This is a genomic window from Nonomuraea sp. IBHARD001 (assembly GCF_056106265.1).
In genome coordinates this window covers 76,789-97,846 of sequence record NZ_JBWBBW010000002.1, presented here as the reverse complement: position 1 = coordinate 97,846, position 21,058 = coordinate 76,789, and the positions used below count along the sequence as shown (strand labels likewise).

General features: G+C 70.1%; 24 protein-coding genes. 11 read left to right on the top strand and 13 right to left on the bottom strand.

What is annotated here, in order from left to right; translation table 11 throughout:
* Window positions 1–14: 14 nt before the first annotated feature.
* Both ACTWNK_RS02540 and pknB read left to right on the top strand, forming a co-directional pair.
* Window positions 15–1,394, top strand: coding sequence for a serine/threonine-protein kinase (locus tag ACTWNK_RS02540; RefSeq protein ID WP_474301866.1), 1,380 nt, complete (start codon window positions 15–17; stop codon window positions 1,392–1,394).
* Between the two features lie 99 nt (window positions 1,395–1,493).
* Window positions 1,494–3,341, top strand: a complete 1,848-nt coding sequence (gene pknB, locus ACTWNK_RS02535) for a Stk1 family PASTA domain-containing Ser/Thr kinase (RefSeq protein ID WP_474301865.1) — start codon at window positions 1,494–1,496, stop codon at window positions 3,339–3,341.
* 149 nt (window positions 3,342–3,490) lie between these two features.
* On the opposite strand, the gene ACTWNK_RS02530 is transcribed toward pknB, so the two are convergent.
* The 3 genes from ACTWNK_RS02530 to ACTWNK_RS02520 are packed head-to-tail and all read right to left on the bottom strand — an operon-like array spanning window position 3,491 to window position 4,840.
* Window positions 3,491–4,063, bottom strand: coding sequence for an anthranilate synthase component II (locus tag ACTWNK_RS02530; RefSeq protein WP_474301864.1), 573 nt, complete (start codon window positions 4,061–4,063; stop codon window positions 3,491–3,493).
* Entirely contained in the window at window positions 4,060–4,218 is a 159-nt protein-coding gene (locus ACTWNK_RS02525; RefSeq protein ID WP_474301863.1) for a hypothetical protein, read from the bottom strand. Before ACTWNK_RS02525 ends, ACTWNK_RS02530 begins: the two co-directional genes overlap by 4 nt.
* 4 nt (window positions 4,219–4,222) lie before the next feature.
* A complete protein-coding gene (locus tag ACTWNK_RS02520) occupies window positions 4,223–4,840 on the bottom strand; it encodes a class E sortase (protein ID WP_474301862.1) in 618 nt (205 codons plus the stop codon).
* A 130-nt stretch (window positions 4,841–4,970) separates the two neighbouring features.
* On the opposite strand from ACTWNK_RS02520, the gene ACTWNK_RS02515 reads away from it, so the two are divergent.
* Complete coding sequence (locus ACTWNK_RS02515) at window positions 4,971–5,216, top strand: cell division protein CrgA (RefSeq protein WP_474301861.1); 246 nt, start codon at window positions 4,971–4,973, stop codon at window positions 5,214–5,216.
* A gap of 24 nt (window positions 5,217–5,240) precedes the next feature.
* Here ACTWNK_RS02515 and ACTWNK_RS02510 read toward each other — a convergent pair whose 3' ends face one another.
* From ACTWNK_RS02510 to ACTWNK_RS02500, 3 genes are all read right to left on the bottom strand, one after another.
* Window positions 5,241–6,113, bottom strand: a complete 873-nt coding sequence (locus ACTWNK_RS02510) for a rhomboid family intramembrane serine protease (RefSeq protein WP_474301860.1) — start codon at window positions 6,111–6,113, stop codon at window positions 5,241–5,243.
* Window positions 6,114–6,229: 116 nt separating this feature from the next.
* Window positions 6,230–6,766 carry a peptidylprolyl isomerase gene (locus tag ACTWNK_RS02505; protein WP_474301859.1) on the bottom strand — a complete coding sequence of 179 codons (537 nt, stop codon included), beginning with the start codon at window positions 6,764–6,766 and terminating at the stop codon, window positions 6,230–6,232.
* A 165-nt stretch (window positions 6,767–6,931) separates the two neighbouring features.
* Window positions 6,932–7,114 carry a hypothetical protein gene (locus ACTWNK_RS02500; RefSeq protein WP_474301858.1) on the bottom strand — a complete coding sequence of 61 codons (183 nt, stop codon included), beginning with the start codon at window positions 7,112–7,114 and terminating at the stop codon, window positions 6,932–6,934.
* A gap of 3 nt (window positions 7,115–7,117) precedes the next feature.
* On the opposite strand from ACTWNK_RS02500, the gene ACTWNK_RS02495 reads away from it, so the two are divergent.
* Complete coding sequence (locus tag ACTWNK_RS02495) at window positions 7,118–7,489, top strand: hypothetical protein (RefSeq protein ID WP_474301857.1); 372 nt, start codon at window positions 7,118–7,120, stop codon at window positions 7,487–7,489.
* Window positions 7,490–7,745: 256 nt separating this feature from the next.
* Here the strand turns inward: ACTWNK_RS02495 and ACTWNK_RS02490 are convergent, their stop codons facing one another.
* A complete protein-coding gene (locus tag ACTWNK_RS02490; RefSeq protein WP_474301856.1) occupies window positions 7,746–8,204 on the bottom strand; it encodes a hypothetical protein in 459 nt (152 codons plus the stop codon).
* Window positions 8,205–8,329: 125 nt separating this feature from the next.
* Here ACTWNK_RS02490 and ACTWNK_RS02485 point away from each other — a divergent pair, with 125 nt between their 5' ends.
* The 4 genes from ACTWNK_RS02485 (at window position 8,330) to ACTWNK_RS02470 (ending at window position 11,366) form a co-directional block, all read left to right on the top strand.
* Entirely contained in the window at window positions 8,330–9,013 is a 684-nt protein-coding gene (locus ACTWNK_RS02485; protein WP_474301855.1) for a response regulator transcription factor, read from the top strand.
* Complete coding sequence (locus tag ACTWNK_RS02480; protein WP_474301854.1) at window positions 9,010–10,356, top strand: sensor histidine kinase; 1,347 nt, start codon at window positions 9,010–9,012, stop codon at window positions 10,354–10,356. The genes ACTWNK_RS02485 and ACTWNK_RS02480 overlap by 4 nt, the downstream gene beginning before the upstream one ends.
* 99 nt (window positions 10,357–10,455) lie before the next feature.
* Window positions 10,456–10,914 (top strand): helix-turn-helix domain-containing protein, encoded by a 459-nt coding sequence (locus tag ACTWNK_RS02475; protein ID WP_474301853.1) that lies wholly within the window; start codon window positions 10,456–10,458, stop codon window positions 10,912–10,914.
* Window positions 10,914–11,366 (top strand): VapC50 family PIN domain-containing toxin, encoded by a 453-nt coding sequence (locus ACTWNK_RS02470; protein ID WP_474301852.1) that lies wholly within the window; start codon window positions 10,914–10,916, stop codon window positions 11,364–11,366. The genes ACTWNK_RS02475 and ACTWNK_RS02470 overlap by 1 nt, the downstream gene beginning before the upstream one ends.
* Window positions 11,367–11,390: 24 nt before the next feature.
* Here the strand turns inward: ACTWNK_RS02470 and ACTWNK_RS02465 are convergent, their stop codons facing one another.
* From ACTWNK_RS02465 to ACTWNK_RS02455, 3 genes are all read right to left on the bottom strand, one after another.
* Window positions 11,391–11,768: a hypothetical protein gene (locus tag ACTWNK_RS02465; protein WP_474301851.1), complete on the bottom strand. Its 378-nt coding sequence runs from the start codon at window positions 11,766–11,768 to the stop codon at window positions 11,391–11,393.
* Window positions 11,765–12,364 carry a PadR family transcriptional regulator gene (locus ACTWNK_RS02460; protein ID WP_474301850.1) on the bottom strand — a complete coding sequence of 200 codons (600 nt, stop codon included), beginning with the start codon at window positions 12,362–12,364 and terminating at the stop codon, window positions 11,765–11,767. Before ACTWNK_RS02460 ends, ACTWNK_RS02465 begins: the two co-directional genes overlap by 4 nt.
* A 93-nt stretch (window positions 12,365–12,457) precedes the next feature.
* The gene (locus tag ACTWNK_RS02455; RefSeq protein ID WP_474301849.1) at window positions 12,458–13,285 is read right to left on the bottom strand and encodes an MBL fold metallo-hydrolase; all 828 of its coding nucleotides are present in this window, start codon (window positions 13,283–13,285) and stop codon (window positions 12,458–12,460) included.
* A 37-nt stretch (window positions 13,286–13,322) separates the two neighbouring features.
* Here ACTWNK_RS02455 and ACTWNK_RS02450 point away from each other — a divergent pair, with 37 nt between their 5' ends.
* Window positions 13,323–13,739, top strand: coding sequence for a GNAT family N-acetyltransferase (locus tag ACTWNK_RS02450; protein ID WP_474301848.1), 417 nt, complete (start codon window positions 13,323–13,325; stop codon window positions 13,737–13,739).
* Here ACTWNK_RS02450 and ACTWNK_RS02445 read toward each other — a convergent pair.
* Window positions 13,727–14,164, bottom strand: coding sequence for a winged helix-turn-helix transcriptional regulator (locus ACTWNK_RS02445; protein WP_474301847.1), 438 nt, complete (start codon window positions 14,162–14,164; stop codon window positions 13,727–13,729). The two genes, ACTWNK_RS02450 and ACTWNK_RS02445, sit on opposite strands and share 13 nt — an antisense overlap.
* A gap of 65 nt (window positions 14,165–14,229) precedes the next feature.
* On the opposite strand from ACTWNK_RS02445, the gene ACTWNK_RS02440 reads away from it, so the two are divergent.
* The gene (locus ACTWNK_RS02440; RefSeq protein ID WP_474301846.1) at window positions 14,230–15,621 is read left to right on the top strand and encodes an MFS transporter; all 1,392 of its coding nucleotides are present in this window, start codon (window positions 14,230–14,232) and stop codon (window positions 15,619–15,621) included.
* A 66-nt stretch (window positions 15,622–15,687) separates the two neighbouring features.
* Here the strand turns inward: ACTWNK_RS02440 and ACTWNK_RS02435 are convergent, their stop codons facing one another.
* Window positions 15,688–17,397: a hypothetical protein gene (locus tag ACTWNK_RS02435; RefSeq protein WP_474301845.1), complete on the bottom strand. Its 1,710-nt coding sequence runs from the start codon at window positions 17,395–17,397 to the stop codon at window positions 15,688–15,690.
* Between the two features lie 81 nt (window positions 17,398–17,478).
* Window positions 17,479–19,548 (bottom strand): RNA polymerase sigma factor, encoded by a 2,070-nt coding sequence (locus ACTWNK_RS02430; protein ID WP_474301844.1) that lies wholly within the window; start codon window positions 19,546–19,548, stop codon window positions 17,479–17,481.
* A gap of 262 nt (window positions 19,549–19,810) precedes the next feature.
* Between ACTWNK_RS02430 and ACTWNK_RS02425 the strand changes: the two genes are divergently transcribed.
* Entirely contained in the window at window positions 19,811–20,911 is a 1,101-nt protein-coding gene (locus ACTWNK_RS02425) for a WD40/YVTN/BNR-like repeat-containing protein (RefSeq protein WP_474301843.1), read from the top strand.
* Window positions 20,912–21,058 lie beyond the last annotated feature (147 nt).

Here is a 21,058-nt window from a genome sequence, read left to right as displayed (position 1 = left end):
CGTTGGGGGACGGTATGACCTCCCCCTCCACCCTGCTCGGCAACAGGTACCTCCTGGTCTCCAGGATCGCCGCGGGCGGCATGGGCGAGGTCTGGCGTGCCAAGGACGAGCTGCTCGGCCGCGAGGTCGCGGTCAAGCTGCTGCGCCAGCACGTCGCCGCCGACCCCGCCTTCCGCGCCCGCTTCCGTACCGAGGCCCGGATCACGGCCGGGCTCGCCGATCCCGGCATCGCCCAGGTCTTCGACTACGGTGAGCAGGAGGAGCTGGCCTACCTGGTGATGGAGCTGGTCGCGGGCGAGCCGCTGTCGGCCATCCTGGTGCGCAACGGCGCACTCGGGGCCGAGGTGGCGCTCGACGTGCTCTACCAGAGCGCCAAGGCCCTGCACGCGGCGCACAGCTCGGGGATCATCCACCGCGACGTCAAGCCGGGCAACCTGCTGGTCACCCCCACGGGCACGATCAAGGTCACCGACTTCGGCATCGCCAGGGTCATGGAGGCGGCCTCCGTCACCCAGACGGGCACGGTGTTCGGCACTGCGATGTACGTCAGCCCCGAGCAGGCACAGGGCCTCACCCTGACCCCCGCGACCGATCTCTACTCGCTCGGCGTGGTGATCTACGAATGCCTGCGCGGCCAGGCGCCCTTCCAGGCCGACAGCCAGGTCGCCATCGCGCTGCGTCACCTCAACGACCCGCCGCCTCCGCTGCTCGGCGACGTGCCGCCCGCCGTGGCCGACCTGGTGATGCGCATGCTGGCCAAGGACCCGGGCAGCCGTCCGGGCAGCGCGCTTGAGATCGCCGAGCGGGCCTACGCGCTGCGCGAGTCGATCACCCGCGGCGTGCCCGCCGACCTCGGCATGCTCACCGATCCGTCAGGCTTCCGTGTACGCGAGCCCCAGCGGGCCGCCACGACGCCGAGCACGACCGAGGCGGCGCCGGGCGCGGCGACGACGGTCGGGGAGCCGCAGTTCGGCCACACGCCGCCGCGCAGGCGCCGCGCGGGCAGGAGGGCCACGGTGCTGATGGCCACGGCAGGCTGCGTGGCGGCCGTGGGGCTCGGGGGCGTCGTGCTCTGGCAGGCGAGCCAGAATCCGGCCGCCAGCCCGGCCGAGCCCAGCACCGCCCCGGCCACCACCACGACCACCAAGGCGCCGAGAACCAGGCCGCCCGCCAGCAGACTGCCGATGGTTCCGGTGAAGTCGGCTCGGCCGCTACCCTCGACGTCGGCTACCGTAAGCAGCACGGCCACTCCCACGGTGAGCCCGACGCCGACAGCGACCCCGACCCCGACGAGCACGCCCACCCCGACACCAAGTCCCAGCCCGACCCCGACTCCGACGACAAGTGCCACTCCGGACCCGGGGGACACGAACCCACCGAACGAGGAGACGTGATGCGTCAGGGGGTCGATGATGGACAGCGGCGGACACGGCACCGCACAGCGATGACGAACGGTAAGCGGCGATGAGCAACGATAAGGGACAGTGCAGGAAATGACTCAGCCCCGACTTCTCGGCGGTCGTTACGAGCTCGACGGTGTCGTCGGGCGCGGCGGCATGGCCGAGGTGTATCGCGCAAGAGACATCCGGCTGGACCGCATCGTCGCGATCAAGACGCTGCGCCAGGATCTGGCCAGGGACCACACGTTCCAGGCGAGGTTCAGGCGTGAGGCCCAGTCGGCCGCCTCGCTGAACCATCCCGCCGTCGTGGCGGTCTACGACACCGGCGAAGACGTCACCGACGGCACGACCGTGCCCTACATCGTGATGGAGTACGTCGACGGCCGCACGCTGCGCGACCTGCTCAGGGCCGATCGCAGGCTGCTGCCCGAGCGGGCGGCCGAGCTGGTCGACGGCATCCTGCGCGCCCTGGACTACAGCCACCGCGGCGGCATCGTGCACCGCGACATCAAGCCCGCCAATGTGATGATCACCCGCGCGGGCGACGTCAAGGTGATGGACTTCGGCATCGCCAGGGCCATGGCCGACTCGGCCGCCACCATGACGCAGACCGCGCAGGTGATAGGGACCGCCCAGTACCTCTCGCCCGAGCAGGCGCGAGGCGAGCGGGTCGACGCGCGCAGCGACATCTACTCCACCGGCTGCGTCTTCTACGAACTCCTGACCGGCCAGCCGCCGTTCACCGGCGACTCCCCCGTCGCCATCGCCTACCAGCACGTGCGCGAGGAGCCGATCCCGCCCTCGCAGATCGACCCGGAGATCCCGCACTGGGCCGACGCCATCGTGCTCAAGGCCATGGCCAAGGACCCGGCGCACCGCTACCAGAGCGCGGGCGAGATGCGCGCCGACATCCAGCGTGCGATGTCCGGCATGCCGGTCGACGCGCAGACGATGGCGCTGAGCAACAACTACGGCTCGGCGACCCGCACGATGCAGGCCGCGGCCGCCGGGCCCGCGACGCAGCGCACCAATGCGATCCCGCCCTACGAGTACGGCCCCGACGACGGCGGAGGCGGCAGGGCCGCGCGGCGCCGGGCCGAGCAGGGCGGCGGCAACAAGGCGCTGAAGACGGCCGCGTGGATCCTGATCCCGCTGCTGATCATCGGCGCCTTCATCGCCGTCGGCTACTACTTCTTCAGCTCGCCGGGCACGAAGGCCGCGGCGCTGGTCAAGGTGCCCGACGTGGTGTCGCAGACGCAGAAGGCCGCCGAGGCCAGCCTGACCAAGGCCGGGCTGAAGTGGACGGTCGAAGAGGCCTACAACGACGAGATCGAGAAGGGTGCGATCGTCAGCACCGACCCCGTGGCCGGGCTCGACGTGGCCAAGGACAGCACGGTCAAGCTGGTCGTCTCCAAGGGCGTCGAGAAGATCACCGTGCCGGACGTCGCGGGCATGTCGGTCGAAGAGGCGCAGGCGGTGCTCAAGGACAAGGGCTTCGAGTCCAGCATCAGTCCCATCGTCTCCAGCCGTGAGCAGGGCAAGGTCCTGGAGACCAAGCCCAAGGCCGGCGCCAAGGCGGACAAGGGCGCGACGATCAAGATCCTGGTGCCCAAGGCTCAGGTCGAGGTGCCCAATGTGGTGGGCCTCACCCAGGAGGAGGCCGTCAAGCTGCTCAAGCAGGAGGGCTTCAACGCCAAGGTCCAGGAGACGGCGAGCGACCAGCCCGTCGGCACGGTCGTGGCGCAGAGCCCCGAGGCCGGGAGCAAGCAGAACCAGAAGACGACCATCACCATCGTCGTCTCCACCGGCCCCGACACCACTCCCACGATCGAGCCGACCACCGAGCCGCCGACCGACCCCGGCACCGAGGAGCCCCCGCCCACCGACGACGGTGGCGGCGGCGAACTCGGCGAGGGCGAGCCCGGCGACCTGGGCGAGTAGCACGTCCCGGCCAAGGCCCCTTTCTCCCGCACCAGCGAGAAGGGGGCCTTCGTCATGTTCGGGGCACCCGGGCATGAAAGAAGCGTTCCCGCTGCTCGGGGGCGACAGCGGGAACGCTCACTTGGTAGTCGGCGGTGTCGCCCCCGGCGTTACACGGTCCGGGTCAGCCAGTTGGCGAGCAGCCGGTGGCCGTGCTCGGACAGGATCGACTCGGGGTGGAACTGCACGCCCTCGACGGCCGCCGTGCGGTGGCGCAGGCCCATGATGACGCCGTCGGCGGTGCGCGCCGTCACCTCCAGCTCGGCCGGCACACTGTCCGGCTCGACGGCCAGGGAGTGGTAGCGGGTCATGGTGACCGGCGAGGGCAGACCGGCGAAGACGCCCGCGCCTTCGTGATGGATCGCACTGGTACGGCCGTGCATGAGCTCCGGCGCCCGGCTCACCACACCGCCGTAGGCGACCGCGATGGCCTGATGCCCCAGGCAGACGCCGAACAGCGGCAGACCGCGCTCCTGGGCGTGCCGTACGAGCGGCAGGCTGACGCCCGCGGCCTGCGGGGTGCCGGGGCCCGGGCTGACGAGCACGCCGTCGAAGGCGTCGGCGTCGGCGAGCGTCACCGCGTCACGCGCCCGCACGTCGCAGTCGGCGCCGAGCACACGGAGATACTGCACGATCGTGTGCACGAAGCTGTCGTGGTTGTCCACGACGAGAATGCGGCTCATCGCCTCACGGTCACCTCGTCCAGCGTCACCGCCGGCTCCATCAGGGGGAACACGACATACCAGAGTACGGCTCCCGCGGCGGCCAGCAGCACCAGGCAGGCGGCCAGCCGTACGCCCGTGCCTCCGGGCAGCGTCCGCCAGATCCAGCCGTACAACGCCTCACACCTTCCTGGGTTGCGACGACTTCAGCACGCCGTAGACGATGAGCCGCTGGGCGGCGGAGTACTCGGGGTGGCAGGTCGACAGGGTGATCATCGATCGGATCGGCGAGATGTCGGGCTTGCCGGGCACCGGGGCGATGATCTCGATCTCGTCCGGCTCGACGACGTCCTGCGAGGTGACGCGGTAGATGTATCGCGCCTCGCGGGCCTCCACGACAATCTCGTCGCCCCTGGCGAGCTCGTCGATCCGGTTGAAGGGCGCGGCATAGGTCGTCCGATGTCCGGACAGGACGAAGTTGCCCAGTTTGCCGGGCATCGCGGTACCCGGGTAGTGGCCCGGTCCCTTCTTCAGATGCTCCTGGTCGACGCCTTCGACGACGGCGTACTGGTAGTCCTTGCCCAGCTTGGGGATGCGGATCAGGGCCACGGCCTTGCCCAGTTCGATCCGGTCCAGGCCGGTCTTCGCAGGTGGCTCGGCGGCGAGTTCGCGCTGGAGCAGGACCTGCTGGCTCTCGGTGTAGGCGCTGGTGCCCCACAGCAGGTAGGCGCAGAAGAGCAGGAGCACGACCCCCGCCGTGACGCTCAACTCACCGAACCCTCGCAACAATGCCCTCACCCGGCCAGGGTAAGCGCGAGAGCGTGTGCCGTCAGGGATCGCCATGTCCCGCGCGTGGCGACTATCCTTACCAGCGTCAACAGCCTGTGGACGATCCGGATGGCCCAGGCCCCCAGCGGGAGTTATCTCAGTGCCCAAGCCCAAGGCTCGCAAGAAGGCGGTCTACACTCCGCCGCAGAAGACGCAGCAGGTCAAGATCAGCCCGCGGTGGCTGGCCCCGACCATGGTCGTCGCGTGGATCATCGGCATCCTGTGGATCGCCGTCTACTACGTGGCGCCGAGCACGCCGTTCATCGGCACACTCGGGAACTGGAACCTGGGGATCGGGTTCGCCTTCATCATCTTCGGCGTGGTGCTTTCCACCCGCTGGCGCTAGCTCTTTCCACAGCCCGGTCACGGGCTAGCCGACGAGAGCCGCGGTCCTGATCAACGTGAGGACCACGAGCAAGGCCAAGGCTCCCACGAGCACCACCGCCTGCACGGCGGTCCGGTTGCTCTTGGGGGCGTAGGCCAGGCCGAAGGACACCAGCCCGCCGGTGACCAGACCACCGACGTGGCCCGTCCAGCTGATCCCGATGCCGGAGATGGCGGGGATCACGAAGGTCAGCGCCAGGTTCAGCACGATGATGACGACGATGCCCCGCACGTCGATCTTCATCTTGCGGCCGACGACGAAGATCGCCGCGAACAGGCCGAACACCGCGCCCGACGCGCCGACGGTCTCGGCGTTGAGCGGCCCGAGCCAGTACGTCAGGACCGAGCCGCCGAGCGCGCTCAGCACGTACAGGGCCGCGAATTTGGCGTGCCCGAAAGCCCGCTCCAGATAGGGGCCGATCGCCCAGATCGCCCAGGCGTTGAACAGCACGTGCAGATACAGGCCCGTGTCGTGCACGAACGCACTGGTGAGCAGCCGGTAGTAGTCGCCGTCGGCCACGAAGAACGTGATGAGCGACAACGCCCTGGTGACCCCGCCGCCGAACAGCAACTGCAGGGCGAACACCGCGGCGACGAGGCCGAGGACGGTGTAGGTCACATAGGGCTTGGTCACGACCGAGCCACCGAAGACGGACTGCGCCTGGCGCACGCCCTTGTTGCCCTCGGCGACGCATTCGGGGCACTGGTGGCCCACGGCCGCGTCACGCATGCAGTCGGGGCAGATCGGCCGGTCGCACCGCTGGCAGCGCACCCAGGTCTCACGGCCTGGATGGCGGTAGCAGGTCGGCACCGCCTCAGCGCCTGGCTGGCCGGGCGGGGTGGGAGGCTGGCTGGTCATCTGGCCCCTTCGACTGCGCTGTCCACTGACTGCCAGCCTAGGCCGTACACGGGGATGTGCGCGCGCCCCATCGCGACGGATGGGGCGCGGCGCGACACTTCAGCTGCGGGTCCCCGTCAGGCCTGGACGCGCTCGATCGTGACCGACTCGATCACGACGGGCTCCGTCGGGCGGTCGCGGCGGTCGGTCTCGGTCTTGGCGATGGCGTCGACGATGTCCTGGCCCTCGACGACCTCACCGAAGATGCTGTGCTTGCCGTTGAGGTGCGGCGTCGGCACGACGGTGATGAAGAACTGCGAGCCGTTGGTGCCCTTGCCCATCTGGATACCGGCGTTGGCCATGGCCAGCAGGTAGGGGCGGTTGAAGTACAGCTCGGGGTGGATCTCGTCGTCGAAGGCGTAGCCGGGGCCACCGATGCCTTCGCCGAGCGGGTCGCCGCCCTGGATCATGAAGCCGCTGATGACGCGGTGGAAGACCGTGCCGTCGTAAAGCTTGTCGTTGGACTTGACGCCGGTGCCCGGGTGGGTCCACTCGCGCGTGCCCTCCGCCAGCTCGACGAAGTTGCGCACGGTCTTCGGCGCCTGGTTCGGGAAGAGCTCGACCTTGATCGTGCCCCGGTTTGTCGTCAGATTTGCGATCAGCTTCTCAGCCACGAGAGCGCTGCCCCCTCTATGCACAGGGTTGATTTGTGGTGTTTTCCTGACTACGGGCGGTAGGCCCAACGAGCATCCTCCCACGACTGGTCATGATTGAGCCGCGTTCGGGCGGGAAGGGGTGCCTGCGGGGCCCCAACACCAGGGGAGGTCGTCGTGTCCCTGTCACTCAGGAAACGCCGCGTGGTCATAGAAGTTCCCGACACGCGGATGGGCCAGATGAAGGCCCAGTTCATGCGAGCCGCAGATCGGCTCGCGCCAATGGCGAACAACGCCAAGGATGTAGCCGCGCACCGCATTGAGGATGCCCGATACTGGGCTGCGCCGCGGCTCGAAGGAGCCGCCCACGCCGTGGAGGACCAACTGGCGCCGAAGGTGAGCGCCTTGCTCGTCCAGGCCGCAGGCAAGATCGACCCCACGCCCGCCAAGTCGAGGCGCTGGCCGGTCATCGTGCTGCTGACGGGCCTGGCGGTCGGAGCCGTCGGATTCGCCTTCTACCGGCGGAACGCCCAGCAGTGGACCGACCACATGAAGGACTCAGCGGCCGATGCGTCGAGGTGGGTCAGCGACAAGGCCGACCAGGCCGGAGGCGCGATCTCCGACACGGCCGACAAGGTCGGCGCGTCGGCGAGCAAGGCCCGCGACAAGGTGGCCGACTCGATCGACAAGGCCGGGGACAAGCTCTCCGACAAGGCCGACGAGGCATCACGCAAGCTGTCCTGATCCTCAGGCGGTCACAGGTACGGCGTGCGCCCCGCGTAATGCGGGGCGCACGCCGTACCCGTGTCAGGAGGCGAATGCGGCCTGCGCTCCGCATCCGTGTTCAGGACGTCGAGACGACGTGCGCTCCGCATTGCGCGGGGCGCACGCCGTACCCGTGTCGGGACGCCGAGGCGCTCGGGTGAGCATGGCCTGGCCTCGGCGGCTCCGGGCCGCCTGCCGTACCGACCCCCGTGGCCGGTGCGGCAGGCGGTGGGGCTCACTTGCAGGTGATGGTGACGGCCTCGGTCTTGCCGTCCTCCAGCTTGACGATCTTCGCCACGGCAACGGCGCCCGCGGGGGCGACCTCGACCGCGGAGGTCACCAGGCCGGGCTCGGCCGGCTCCGGCGCGTCGGTGGGCAGGGCGGGCACGGCCTCGGCGAAGGAGTTCTCGCCGCCGGACTCGAACGTGAGCCCCGCCTCGCCCGGCGCCACCTTGGTGATCGACAGCTCGGCGACGCTCTTGTCGTCGGCGCCGACCTTGTGCAGGGAGCCCTCGCCCTCCAGCGGGAGCGCGGGGATGGCCTCGGCGAATGTCAGCGTCTTGCCGTCGCTGGTGGTGCAGACCAGGTCGGACGTGCCCTTGGGCTCGTCGGCGGCGCTGGCCGACCCGGCCAGTACGCCCATCAGCAGCAGGGCCGAGGCCGCGCTCAGGGCCAGGATGCGGCGCTTGCTCATGAAACCTCCGTAGATTGCGGTCATCGAACGCCTCGAAGCCTGCACCCCGCCACCTGAAGCCATGCTGAACGCACCCGAAATGATCTTCAGGTTCCCTTTAGGTGCGCTGAGGCACCCTTGAGCACGTGCGCGTGCTACTGGTTGAGGACGAACGCCGCCTGGCCGACCTGGTCAAAGGCGGCCTGACCGGCGAGGGCTTCGCCGTCGACGTCGCCTACGACGGGCGCGACGGGCTGTGGATGGCCACGGAGAACGCCTACGACGTCATCGTGCTCGACGTCATGCTGCCCCGGATGAGCGGCTACACGATCTGCGCCAGACTCCGCGAAGCGGGCAACTGGACGCCGATCATGATGCTGACCGCCAAGGACGGCGTGTACGACGAGGCCGAGGCGCTCGACACCGGCGCCGACGACTACCTGTCCAAGCCGTTCTCGTACGTGGTGCTGCTGGCCAGGCTCAGGGCGCTGGTCAGGCGGGGCGGCAGGGAGCGGCCGGTCTCGATCACGGTGGGCGACCTGACGATCGACCCGGCCGGACTGCGGTGCCGCAGGGGCGAGGTGGAGATCGCACTCACGCCGAAGGAGTTCGCGGTGCTGCACGGCCTGGCACGCAGGCAGGGCGAGGTCGTCTCCAAGGCCGACCTGCTGGCCCAGGCCTGGGACTTCTCCTTCGACGGCGATCCCAACATCGTCGAGGTGTACATCAGCGCACTGCGCCGGAAGATCGACCTGCCGTTCGGGCGCGCCTCGCTGGTCACGGTCAGGGGCGCCGGATACCGCCTGGAGAGCCAGGGATGCACCTCATGAGAGCACGGATGCGCCGGAGCGGGACGGCCTCTGCCGGTTCGGTACGGTTGCGGGCCACGATCGCGGCCACCCTGGTCGTCGCCCTGGCCCTCGGGGTGAGCGCGCTCGTGCTGGTCGCCGCGCTGCGCGGCAGCCTGGAGTCGAGCACCTCGACCGAGGCCGCGCGCAAGGCCGAAGCCGCGCTCCCCCTCGCGATGACGTACTCCGCCATCGCCCCCAGCACCACACTCACCCTCGGCAAGGGCACGGCCGTCGCCGGGGGCTCGCTCCTCCTGGCCGACCCGGACGTCACGCTCACCACCGCGACGCCCGCTCCCGAAGGCGCCTTCCTGCACGCCGAGGTGGTCGGCGTGGCGCCGCCCGCCGAGTGGTCGAGCGCCGAGCCCTACGCCCTGGCCAGCCGTACCGTGGACACGGTGCAAGGGGAGGTGACCGTGTGGGCCAGGGCCTCCTTCCTTCCGGCCGAGGAGGCGCTGCGCACGCTCAACAGCGTGCTGCTGCCCGGCGTTCCGGCCCTTTTGCTGGTGGTGGCGGCGATGACGTGGTTCTCCGTCGGCCGTGCGCTCGCTCCGGTCGCCGCGATCAGGGCGAAGGTGGCCGACATCACCGCACGCGACCTGCACCAGCGGGTGCCCGTGCCCGAGTCCGGCGACGAGATCGCCGCACTCGCCACCACGGTCAACGGCACACTCGACCGCCTGGAGACGGCCGTCGGCACGCACAAGAGGTTCGTCGCCGACGCCGCGCACGAGTTGCGCAGCCCGATCGCCACCCTGCGCGCCCGCCTCGAACTGGCCCGGCCGAGCGACCTGACCCGGGAGGCGCTGGCCGACGTCGCCAGACTGCAGGCGCTGGCCGGCGACCTGTTGCTGCTGGCCAGGCTCGACGCGGGCGAGCCGCTGCAGGCCACCGACCTCGACCTCGGCCAGGCCGCCGTCGAGGAGGCCCTGCGCGCCCAGCCACGCCCCGGCGTACGCGTGCGCCTCGACGTCTCGCCCGACGTGGTCGTCCAGGGGTCGCGCGGGCATCTGGACCGCCTGGTCACCAACCTGGTCGACAATGCCGTGCGGCACGCCCGCTCCGCCGTCGACGTACGCGTGCGCGCCGAGGGCGACCACGCGATCCTGGAGGTGCTCGACGACGGCCCCGGCATCCCCGCCGAACACAGGGACGCCGTCTTCGACCGATTCACCCGCCTGGACGAGGCAAGAGCCCGAGACCACGGCGGCTCAGGCCTGGGCCTCGCCATAGCCCGCGACATCGTCACCCTGCACAACGGCACCATCACCATCCACGACAACGGCCTCCAGGCGACCTTTCCCCGCAGCGGGATCCCGGTCTAAAGCAGCCGCGTCCGGCACCCCAGCGGAGCCCAGCAAGATCGACGAGATTGCGTTTATTGCTTTTGTTGCACATACTTCATGTGAGAGGAGTGTGTGGCGATGACCGTGCGAACCCCCAAGTCCCTGGATGCCGGCCGTGTGGACGCGCAGGACGCGGCTCGTGCGATGCGGCGGATCAAGGACTATCTGGCGACCCACCCCGGCATCGAGGACATCAGCGTCACCGGGGAGCTGGCGGGGGACGAGGTTCTCGTCCTGCCTCGGGATGTCGTCACGATGCTCGCCTACCTGCTCACGCAGCTCGCCGAAGGACGCGGTGTCACGGCGATGCCGAACCACGCCGAGCTCACCACCCGGCAGGCGGCGGACATCCTCAACGTGTCACGGCCCTACCTCATCGGACTGGTCGACGCGGGCGAGATTCCGCACCGGCTCGTCGGACGGCACCGCCGCATCCTGTTCGAGGACCTCATGGCCTACAAACAGCGAACCGATGCCGACAGCCGCAAGGCCGCCGACGATCTCGTCGCCCTCAGCGAGGAACTGGGCCTGTACTGATGGCCTTCGTCGTGGTCTACGACGCGAACGTCCTCTACGGCAACGAGGTTCGCGACCTGCTCATCCGCATCGCCCAGTCCGGCGCGGTCCGGGCACACTGGACGAACGACATCCTCGATGAAGTACTGCGGAACCTCACCGCGAACCGACCGGACATCCCCGAGGACAAACTGCCGGTCCTCCGCGAACGCATGAACGCCGCGATCCCCGGCGTCCTGGTAGATGGCCACGAGGAGCTGATCGGGGGCCTCAAACGCCCCGACGAAGACGATCGACACGTCCTCGCCGCCGCGATCAAAGCCGGCGCGGAAGTCATCGTCACCTCCAACCTGAGAGACGGTGTGCACCAGATCGCCAACAGCCGGACCCGACCCCCCAAGACCTACGCGGCCATCCTCGACGCCCTAGAACGTGCCGGCCTGGTGGAGTCGGCCGCAGCCCTTCGGAACTGACCGCGCCTGCTCGCGACGACAGCTCTAAAGCAGCCGGGTCCCGCACCCCAGTTCCTCCCCCAGGTGTTCCAGGGTGGCGGCGAAGCCGGAGCGAGTCGTGGTGTCGAAGCCGATGAAGAATCGGTTGGCCGGGCCCACCCCCCAGCGCATCCACTGCGCGACGTTGTACACCCGGTGGACCAGCAGGGCCCCCTCGGGATGCGGCTCGACGCTCCACTCGCCGCGATACCACCAGCCGCCCTGTACGGCGAGCGAGGTGGGCGTGTGTTCGACCGTGGGAGTGTGTGGACTCAGCAAGGGGGAAGCGGCGGGGGCGAAGAGGGCTGCCGCGACACGGGTGGGCGTCGTGGTCAGGATGCCTTTCGCCTCGGCCAGGAGGGTGGCGTTCGCGGGGCGGGTCATCGGTCGAGCACCTCGCCGAGAAGGCGGAGCCGGTCGGCGTCCGGCCAGTCGAGCTCTCCGGCCTCCAGTTTGGCCAGCAGGTCGCGTACCCAGGTCAGTTCGGCCGAGCGGAGTGTGCGCTCGCAGTCGACCTCCAGGACGAGCAGGGCGGGCAGGCCGCCGTCGAGCACGGCGCGGATGTGGCCTTCGAGCGCGGTGACGATGCCTTCGAGCGAGGCCGCCCGGCCGCGCAGGGCACGCAGGGCCTCGGTCATGGGCAGGCAGCCGACCAGCGAGAGCGAGGCGAGCAGGGCGCGGGAGCCGGATCGGGGGTCGGCCAGCAGCGCGGCGAGTCTGCTGGTCAGCTCGGCCCGGCCCTCGCCGGTGAGCCGGTAGACGGTGCGTTCCGGCCTGCGCCCCTCCCGCTCCGTCTCCAGCGCCTCGATCAGCTCGTCCCCGAGCAGCCTGTCGACGGCGTGGTACAGGCTGCGCGGCAGGCCTTTCACATAGGTCTTGTGCGTGTCGACGATGAAACGGTGCAGCTCGTAGGGGTGGCTCGGCCGCAGGGACAGCAGGGCCAGCACGGTGAGTGCGGTCAGGTCGGGTTCTCGGGCCATAGTGCATTGTGCACTATGGCATCACGCATCAACCAGACCCGCCGAGCCGTCCATCAGAACGACCCGACAACCCGACAACCCGACGACCCGACATCAGGCACCCCCGTCGAGCTGAAGAAACGCCCGTTCCACCGCCACCCTGACGACGTCGTCCGGGAACGGAACCCCCCGAACCAGCCCCCCACGCCCATCACGCCCATCACGCCCCCCAGGCCCCTCCGCGTACGCACGGCGTGCCGCCTCGGCCGTCGCCGTCAACCCGGCCAGCTGCTCCCGTACGAACGCCCGGTCCACCACGGCGCCATGGCCGGGCACGATCACCTCGTCGGGCACGGCGGCCAGCATGGCGGCCACCGTCAGCGGCCAGTCCAGCGGGAAGGCGTCGCCGAACGAGGGCGGCGCCCCCTCCTCCACCAGGTCTCCGGCGAACAGCACACCGGCGTCGGGCACGTGCACGGCGATGTCGTTGTCGGTGTGACCGCGTCCGAAGAAACGCAGGTGGACCGGCCTGCCGCCGATCTCGATCGTGGCCGAGTCGGCGAAGGTGTGGTCGGGCGGCACGATCTCCACCTCCTCCACCTCGCCGCGCCGTTCCGGCATCGCCGCCGCGACCTCGGCCTTCATCTCCTCGCCCTGCCCGGCCACGCGTTCGGCGCAGCGCACGTGACCCCAGATCGGCGCCGGCCTGAACACGGCGTTGCCGAAGACGTGGTCGAAGTGGTGATGGCTGTTGACCACCGTCCACGGCTGCGCGGTCACCCGGCGCACGGCGTCGGCCAGATCGGCGCCCTCACGGTGCGACATACGCGTGTCCAGCACCAGGCAGCCGCCATCCCCGACGACAAGACCGACATTGAGGTCGAACGACTCGTGCCTGCGTACATAGACCCGATCGCCGATCTCGCTCCACTGCTCGCTCATGGAAGCGCACGCTATCCGAATCGGTATCCTCGACCGCGTGTCATACGAGGTGAGAGCCGGGACGCCGTCGGTCGAGGTCTATCGCGGGCTGCGCACGGCGTCGGGGCTGAGCGACAAGTCCGCCGAGGCCGCCGCGCTCGGCCTGGCGGGCGGCTGGCACAGCGTGCTCGCCTACCTGGGCGACGAGCCCGTCGGCATGGGCCGGATCATCGGCGACGGCGGCTGCCACTTCCAGGTCGTCGACATCTGCGTGCTGCCCGAGCACCAAGGACGCGGCCTCGGCAGGTTGATCATGAGCGCGCTGGTGGCCAGGATCGAGTCCCACATGCCCGACACGGCCTACGTCTCGCTCATCGCCGACGGCGACGCGAAGTTCCTCTACGAGAAGTTCGGCTTCACCGAGACCGCCCCGGCCTCGGTCGGTATGTCCAGGCAGCCGCGTCAGGCCCGCTGAAGCGACTGCTCGACGTCGGCACGCTGGTCGTAGTCGGCACGGGCGGCGGCGATCTCGTTCTGGTGCTGCTCGGTCCAGCTGACCAGCGCCTGGATGGTCTCGTGCAGCGTCGCGCCCAGCGGCGTGAGCGCGTAGTCGACGCGGGGCGGCACCACGGGATGCACGGTGCGGCTGACCAGGCCGTCGCGTTCGAGCTGGCGCAGCGTCACGGTCAGCATGCGCTGGCTGATCCCGTCGATCTTGCGACGCAACTCGGTGAAGCGCAGCGTACGCCGGTCGAGCAGCGCGATGACGAGCAGCGACCACTTGTCGGCCACCCGGTCGAGAATCTGGCGTACTTCGCAGTCCTCGCGCGTGTCCCACTGGAACGCGTCGCCCTCGGTGCCTTCGCAGTTAGTCGGTGACTTCAAAGTGCCTTCTTCCATAGCTCCTCATGGTGCCTAAGGATGCCTCTTGTTACAAGAGGGAACCGACCTACACGGGGAGAACCATGACAACGACCGCCTCGCCTCCCACCGGCCTGGGAACCGACCGGATGGACGCCCGCTCGTGGGGCGTCCTGCTCGTGTTGTGCGGCACCATCTTCCTCGAAGGCATCGACGTCGCGATGCTGAACGTCGCGCTTCCCTCCATCAGGGCCGAACTCGGTATGTCCACCGGCGAGCTCAGCTGGGTGATGAGCGCCTACGTGCTGGCATACGCCGGGTTCACCCTGCTCGGCGGCAGGGTGGCCGACCTGCTGGGACGGCGCAGGATGTTCCTGTTCTGGCTGGCGGTGTTCGTGGTGTTCTCCGGACTCGGCGGACTGGCCACCGAGGGCTGGATGCTGATCGTCGCCAGGTTTGTCACCGGTACGGCGGCGGCCTTCATGACACCGGCCGGACTGTCGATCATCACGACCGGCATCCCCGAAGGCCGTCTCAGGGAGAAGGCACTGCTCGTCTATGCCGGGACCGGCGCCGCCGGATTCTCGCTCGGCCTGGTACTCGGCGGCCTGCTGACCGCGATCGGCTGGCGCTGGGTGTTCTTCGCCCCCGTCCTGCTGGCCACCGCCCTGCTGCTGGCGGCCTTCGCCCTCATCCCGAGGGACGGCAGGCCCGAACGCGGCGGCCAGAGCTTCGACCTGTTCGGCGCGGCCAGTGTGACCGGTGCGATGCTGCTGCTCATCTATGCCGTCGTACGCCTCGAACACCCGGCGCGGGGCTGGGGCCTGACGCTCGCCGCCGCCGTGGCCGGTCTGGCGCTGCTCGCCGTCTTCGTCACCGTCGAACGCCGCTCGGCCGTCCCCCTGGTACGGCTCGGCATCCTGCGTGCGAGCGGCCTGGTCCGGGCCAATCTCGGCGCGATGATGTTCGGCGGCTCGTTCTTCGGCTTCCAGTTCGTGGTGACGCTCTACCTCCAGGAGTTGCGCGGCTGGAGCCCCATGCAGACCAGCCTGGCCCTCCTCGCGGTCGGCATCGACGCCATCCTGGCCCCCACCCTGACCCCCCGCCTGGTCGCCAGGTACGGCACCGCCAAGGTCGTGCTCGGCGGCATGCTGCTGGCGGCGCTGTCGTACGCCTTGTTCCTGCCGGTGGGCATGGACTGGAGCTATGCGGCGATGTTCCCGACGATGATCCTGCTCGGCCTGGCGTTCGCCCTGGCGTACGGGCCGCTGACGATCGCCTCGACCGAGGGGGTCGCCGAGGAGGAGCAGGGGCTCGCGGGCGGGCTGCTCTACACGGCGTTCCAGTTCGGCTCGGCGCTCGGGCTCTCGGTGGTGACGGCGGTCTACGCGACGGCGGGCGGCGGGCTCGGCGGATTCCGGGCGGCGCTCGTGGTGCCGCTGGTCGCCGCCCTGCTCGGCGCGTTCATCACCGTGACCGGGCTACGCAGGCGCTGAACGCGGGGAACGCGAGAGGGAGGAGAGCCGCGCTCCCCTCCCTCTCGCGTTCAGGCCGTGCGACGGTCAGCTGGTCGAGATGAAGATCTCGCCCACGACCGTGGCCAGTTCCGCGATGTCCTGCGTGACGCTCTGCTCGGGCGTGTGCGGGTTGAACACGATCGCCAGGCGGTTCTTCAGCCCCTGGGTGGACAGCTCCTGCCAGGTGGCGTTGGTGTTCAGCCCGGCGTCGAGCAGCCGCCAGGTGCCGGAGGCGTCACTCTGCCTGTGCGGCCACAGCGTCACCGTCTGGGCGCCGAGACCGAGCGCGGCCCCGACCCTGGAGCGGACCTCGGACTTGGCCCTGGTGGCGTTCCAGGCGGACTTGTCACCCTGGTGCGCGAGGCCGAACTCCCGCGAGCCGACGTGGACGAAGGTGTCCCAGCCGAGCGACTTGATGCTCAGCCACTGCGCCTTGGCCGCGATGGCGGGCGAGATCTGCTGCGACTTGCCGTTCACCGTGATCTTGTGTCGCGCGTAGTCCTTGCCGAACAGGCCGGAGGCCACGTACACACTGTCCACCGTGTTGGCCAGCAGGTAGCTGTTGACATGCGCCTTGGTCACCAGCGGGTAGCGCGTGCGCATGTCCTTCACACAGGCGGCGGACGAACCGCAGCCCAGCTCGGGGACGACCACACCGATCGCCAGCTTCCTGCCGGGAAGCGCGGTGCGCAGGGCCGAGGTGGAGTCGGCGATGAAGCGCTGCACGTCGGCCGCGGACTTGAAGCCCCTGAAGCCGAGCGAGTCGGCGAACTTCACCCCGCTCACGCCGCGCTGCTTGCCGTACCTGGCCAGGTTGTCGACGGCCTGCTTGAACTGGGCCGTGCCCGCGCTCCAGGCGCCGACCAGGTCGGCCTCCAGCCACGTGCGCAGCTTGGCCTGCCTGGCCGCGGCGATGGCGTCGGTGACCGAGCCGGGCTCGGGGGCGGGCTCGCTCGCGGTGGGGCTGGCGGACGGGCTCGCACTCGGGCTGGCACTGGGGCTTGGGCTGGCCGACGCGGTCGGGCTCGGGCTCGACGAGGCCGTCGCGCTGGGGCTCGCGGAGGGAGCGGCGCTCGCGTCGGGGGTCGTGGGCTGCTTGGCCGCGGCGGTCGGGCGCTTGGCGACCGGCTGCGAGGGATCCATGGGCTCGACGAGCGTGGGATCGGTGGGTACGGCGGCCGGGGTCTTGGCGGCCTTGGCCTTGGCTCCCGTCGCCGGGTCGTCGCCGGTGCCCGGGTCCTCGGCGGGGGCCTGGCCGGTGTTCTCGTCGGTCACGGGGCCGCACTCGCCGGTCGGGTTCTCCGGGCACGGCTTGGCGACCTCGTACTTGCTCTTGACCGTGACCTTGCCCGTCACCTGGTCGGTGCAGATCCAGCTCCAGTCGGCCTGCATCTTGCAGATCGTCTCGCCGCCGTTGCACACGCCCTGCGTCTTGGCCAGGTCGGTCGGCTTGTTGCACCGGATGACCTCGCCGTACGGCGTGGCCTGCTCCATGCGGGCGCCGTCGTTCTCGCCCCAGAAGGTGGCGACCTCAAGGGCGTCCTGCGGCGGGGTGAGCCAGCGGCAGGTGACGAAGCTGGGCGTGCCCGCGGGCAGCAGGTCGTTGCACGACTGGCCCTGCTGGACGTCCAGCGGCACTTCCATGTCCGGATCGGCGAAGGCATTGAACACGGGGAGGATCAGCAGCATGACCACGATCCCGGCCAGCGCGAACAGCTTTTCCCTTCGCGTGATTCCGTCGAAGAATTGTCTCATCGCGTGAATTCCTTCGCGTCGGTTCATCCGGCGACTATCCAGCCTGGGGAGTCAGACCCGCAGTAATGGACATTTCATGATTTATGGACAGTTCGACCACTTTTCTCCGCCATTTCCGTCACCGACCTTGTAGCCCTGGTCGATGGCGACGGTCCAGGTCACCCGGACGCTGGCCGAACCACTCGCTGTCGTCGTGCCCTCGGTGGTGGTGCCGTTGCCGGTGTTCGACCCCGACCAGGAGACGTTGAACGAGCCGGACTCGGTGATCGGCGTGGTGCCGCAGCCGGGGCGCGAGCGAGGCGCGTCGACCGTGAACGAGCCGCCCGACACCGAGATCGCACCCGACCCCGACGCGGACGAGGTGCCCGTACCGGGCGAGATGCTCACCGAGAACGACCCCGAACGGCCCGAGCCCAGGTTGATCGACGTCGGCGACACCTGTCCTCTGGGCGCGGGAGGCTTGGGCAGCGGCGGAGGCGGGGGCGGAGGCGCCGCCTTGACCTGCTGCTGCGGCTGGTTCTGCGCGGTCGCCGTGGTGGGCGAGGACTGCGGCTGGGCCTGCGGCTGCGACTGGGGCTGGCCCGGCGGGTCGTTGGGACCGCCGTCGTCCGCCTTCTTGGTCTTCTTCGCCTTCGGCGACGAGGTGACCGTGGCCGGCTTGGTCGTCGGCTTCGTGGTCGGGCGGCCGGTCGGCGTGGCGCCGACGCGGGTGCTCACCGGACCTGGCGTGGGCGAGCCCACCGGCACCTGACCGGTCGGCAGGCCGGGGCCCGGCGTGATCTCCGGCGGCAACTGCAGCGACTCGTCGGAGTTGCCCGGGTCGCCCAGCACGGGCACGTCCCGGGGAGAGGCTTCCATGATCTTGGGTTGGGCGCCGCTCGCGTGGATGCCCATCCAGACCAGACCGGCGAGCACCATGCCGACCGCGGTCAGCGCGCCCACCCGGAGGATCGGGCGCAACGACATCTTCGCCTCGGGGTCGGCCTCGTCCGGCCGGTCACGCCAGAACTCCTCCCACCGGTTGCTCCGCGTGTCCCACGCCTTCAGCTCCTCGGGCTCGTCCGGCTCGGCGCCCGGCACGGGCGCGGCCAGCACCAGGCCGCGGGCCGCGGGGGCGTCGTCACGCATGCTCGCGTACGGCGAGTCGCGGCGGGGGCGGGGCAGGAGGGGCTCGACGTCGCCCGGGTCCGGCTCCGGAGTGGTGGCGGGGACGGCCAGCAGATAGTTCGGGACCGAGGTCGCGGCCGGGGTGTCGCTCGGTGTCTCGCTCTTCGGGCGGCCGAAGGGGGCCAGCGGGCCGAGGGGGGCGAGCGGGGCCAGGAGCGGCGGGGTCTCCGGCTCCTCGCGCTTGCCGGAGGAGGCCACCTGCTGGTCGGCCGTGTCGGACTTGTCGGCGCCCGGTTCCTGGCGCGCGGACGCGGCGAGGGGCTTGGCCTCCGGCGTCGCCGGCTTCGGGAGCGGCGACCTGGGCAGCAGGGCCTGGGCGAGTGCGGCCTGGCCGGGCTTGGCGACCGGCGCCGGCTCGGGGGCGGGCTCGGGCGTGGCGGCTCCGGCCTCGGCGATGCGGGCCAGGTCCTCCTCCAGCGGCTCGACCAGCGGCAGCACCGAGAGCATGGTGACGACGTCGACGCGCAGCCGCGTGCGGTGCGCCTCGCAGGCGGTGCACGCGCGCACGTGGTCGGCCAGGGCCAGGCTCTGGTCGGGATCGGCCTCCCAGGCGGCGACCAGCCCGCGTACCTCGCCGCACCCGTCGGCGCCCGGCGCGGCCTTGGCGGCGAGGATGGCGGCGACCCAGGACATGAGCTGCGTCTTCGCCTCGGCCACCGACGCCTCGACGGCGCCCGGCTCCAGGCCGAGCACGTGCGCGATCTCCGCTTCGGTCAGCTCGTGCCTGATGGCGAGGTCGAGGATCTCCCGCAGCGCGGGGTCCATCGAGAGCAGACCGCCGATGATCAGGTCCCTGCGCTTCTCCAGCGCCTCGGAGACCTCCTCGTCGGAGATCGGCACGGCGGCGGCCTCGACTCGGGACTTCTCATGGCATATCTCACGGGCCAACCGGAACAGCCAGGCCCGGGTGACCGTGTCGGCCGATGCCTGCTCCGCCTGCCGTCGCGCGGCTGCCTCCAGGGCCTCCCAGCCGTCGAGGGCCACGTCATAGGCCCCGGCAATGGAAAGGCAGTAGTCAAAGAGGCTGGCACGACAATCGTCTAAGATCTTGACAATAGGATCATGAGACACAAATGCCGATACTAATGACCTGGCCCTTACATGTCACGGAAAAGTCAGATGACAAAGAGGTATCATCTGACCCCCACTACAGAGGTATATTCGGCAAACGGCATTTTCGGAATGTCCATAACCCGCTCTAGGGTAGGTCTGGACGGCCTTGATCGTCTGGGTTACGTTGCCCCGCATGAGGCTCAGACCCCTCCTGACGACACTCGCCGCCACCACCCTCCTGGCAGGCGTCCCCCTCACCACCCCCGCCGCGGCCACCTCGGCCGCCCCTGCGACGAGCATCGGCGAACGGGCCCAACCCCTGGCCTGGCAGCTCCAGCCCACCGGGGTGACGGCCAGGTTGCGCGGCCTTTCGCCCGTCGACCAGCGCGTCGTCTGGGCATCGGGCAGCGAGGGCACCGTGCTCCGCACGACCGACGGCGGCAAGGCCTGGCAACGCGTCGGACCGCCGGACACGGCCGCGCTGCAGTTCCGCGACATCGAGGCGTTCGACGCCAGGCGTGCGGTCGTCCTGTCGATCGGCGAAGGCACGGACTCGCGTGTCTATCGGACGGCCGATGCCGGCCGTACGTGGACCGAAACCTTCAGGAACGGCGAGCCTCAGGCGTTCTACGACTGTCTGGCCTTCTTCGACGACGAGCACGGGCTGGCGATGAGCGATCCTGTGGACGGGAAGTTCCGCATCCTGTCGACGCGCGACGGCGGGCGCTCGTGGCAGGTGCTCCCCTCGGCGGGCATGCCCGCCGCACTGCCGGGCGAGGCCGGGTTCGCCGCGAGCGGGCAGTGCCTGGTCACCTCGGGCGAGCGTGACGTCTGGCTGGCCACGGGCGGCGCCGAGCGCTCACGGGTGTTCCACTCCCGCGACCGCGGCCTGAACTGGACGGTCGCCGACACCCCGCTTCCCGCGGCCGACCCCGCCAAGGGCGTCTTCGCCCTGGCCTTCCGCGACCCGCGCCACGGTGTGGCCGTGGGCGGCGACTACCGGCCCGACCAGCAGTCCCCCTCAGCCGGGGCCACCACACGCGACGGCGGTCGCACCTGGACACCCGCCAGCACGCCGCCTCCCGCCTACCGCTCGGGCGTGAGCTGGCTGGCCAAACTCCCCGCCACCGCCATCGCCGTCGGCCCCTCGGGCAGCGACATCACCCACAACGGCGGCAAGACCTGGCAAACCTTCGACACCGGCTCGTACGACACCATCACCTGCACCGCGTACGCGGGCTGCTGGGCCTCCGGCGAGCAGGGCCGGATCGCCCGCCTGATCGGGTCCTGGTAGCCGTTCGCCCTGCGGGGGCGCCTCGATCACGACAGGCGCCCCCGACCGGCATATTTCCCGGAATTCCTCCCGGCGTGCCGTAGCCCGGCGGTTGCCCGATAGTAGGCGTAATAGACGCCCACAAAGCTCCCTTCGCACCGACATTCT

Bases quoted from the DNA above. Each gene is read 5' to 3' on its own strand.
- ACTWNK_RS02540 (WP_474301866.1), top strand. From the start codon at position 15: ATGACCTCCCCCTCCACCCTGCTCGGCAACAGGTACCTCCTGGTCTCC.
- pknB (WP_474301865.1), top strand. From the start codon at position 1,494: ATGACTCAGCCCCGACTTCTCGGCGGTCGTTACGAGCTCGACGGTGTC.
- ACTWNK_RS02530 (WP_474301864.1), bottom strand. From the start codon at position 4,063: ATGAGCCGCATTCTCGTCGTGGACAACCACGACAGCTTCGTGCACACG.
- ACTWNK_RS02510 (WP_474301860.1), bottom strand. From the start codon at position 6,113: ATGACCAGCCAGCCTCCCACCCCGCCCGGCCAGCCAGGCGCTGAGGCG.
- ACTWNK_RS02490 (WP_474301856.1), bottom strand. From the start codon at position 8,204: ATGAGCAAGCGCCGCATCCTGGCCCTGAGCGCGGCCTCGGCCCTGCTG.
- ACTWNK_RS02480 (WP_474301854.1), top strand. From the start codon at position 9,010: ATGAGAGCACGGATGCGCCGGAGCGGGACGGCCTCTGCCGGTTCGGTA.
- ACTWNK_RS02475 (WP_474301853.1), top strand. From the start codon at position 10,456: ATGACCGTGCGAACCCCCAAGTCCCTGGATGCCGGCCGTGTGGACGCG.
- ACTWNK_RS02470 (WP_474301852.1), top strand. From the start codon at position 10,914: ATGGCCTTCGTCGTGGTCTACGACGCGAACGTCCTCTACGGCAACGAG.
- ACTWNK_RS02465 (WP_474301851.1), bottom strand. From the start codon at position 11,768: ATGACCCGCCCCGCGAACGCCACCCTCCTGGCCGAGGCGAAAGGCATC.
- ACTWNK_RS02460 (WP_474301850.1), bottom strand. From the start codon at position 12,364: ATGGCCCGAGAACCCGACCTGACCGCACTCACCGTGCTGGCCCTGCTG.
- ACTWNK_RS02455 (WP_474301849.1), bottom strand. From the start codon at position 13,285: ATGAGCGAGCAGTGGAGCGAGATCGGCGATCGGGTCTATGTACGCAGG.
- ACTWNK_RS02445 (WP_474301847.1), bottom strand. From the start codon at position 14,164: ATGGAAGAAGGCACTTTGAAGTCACCGACTAACTGCGAAGGCACCGAG.
- ACTWNK_RS02440 (WP_474301846.1), top strand. From the start codon at position 14,230: ATGACAACGACCGCCTCGCCTCCCACCGGCCTGGGAACCGACCGGATG.
- ACTWNK_RS02435 (WP_474301845.1), bottom strand. From the start codon at position 17,397: ATGAGACAATTCTTCGACGGAATCACGCGAAGGGAAAAGCTGTTCGCG.
- ACTWNK_RS02425 (WP_474301843.1), top strand. From the start codon at position 19,811: ATGAGGCTCAGACCCCTCCTGACGACACTCGCCGCCACCACCCTCCTG.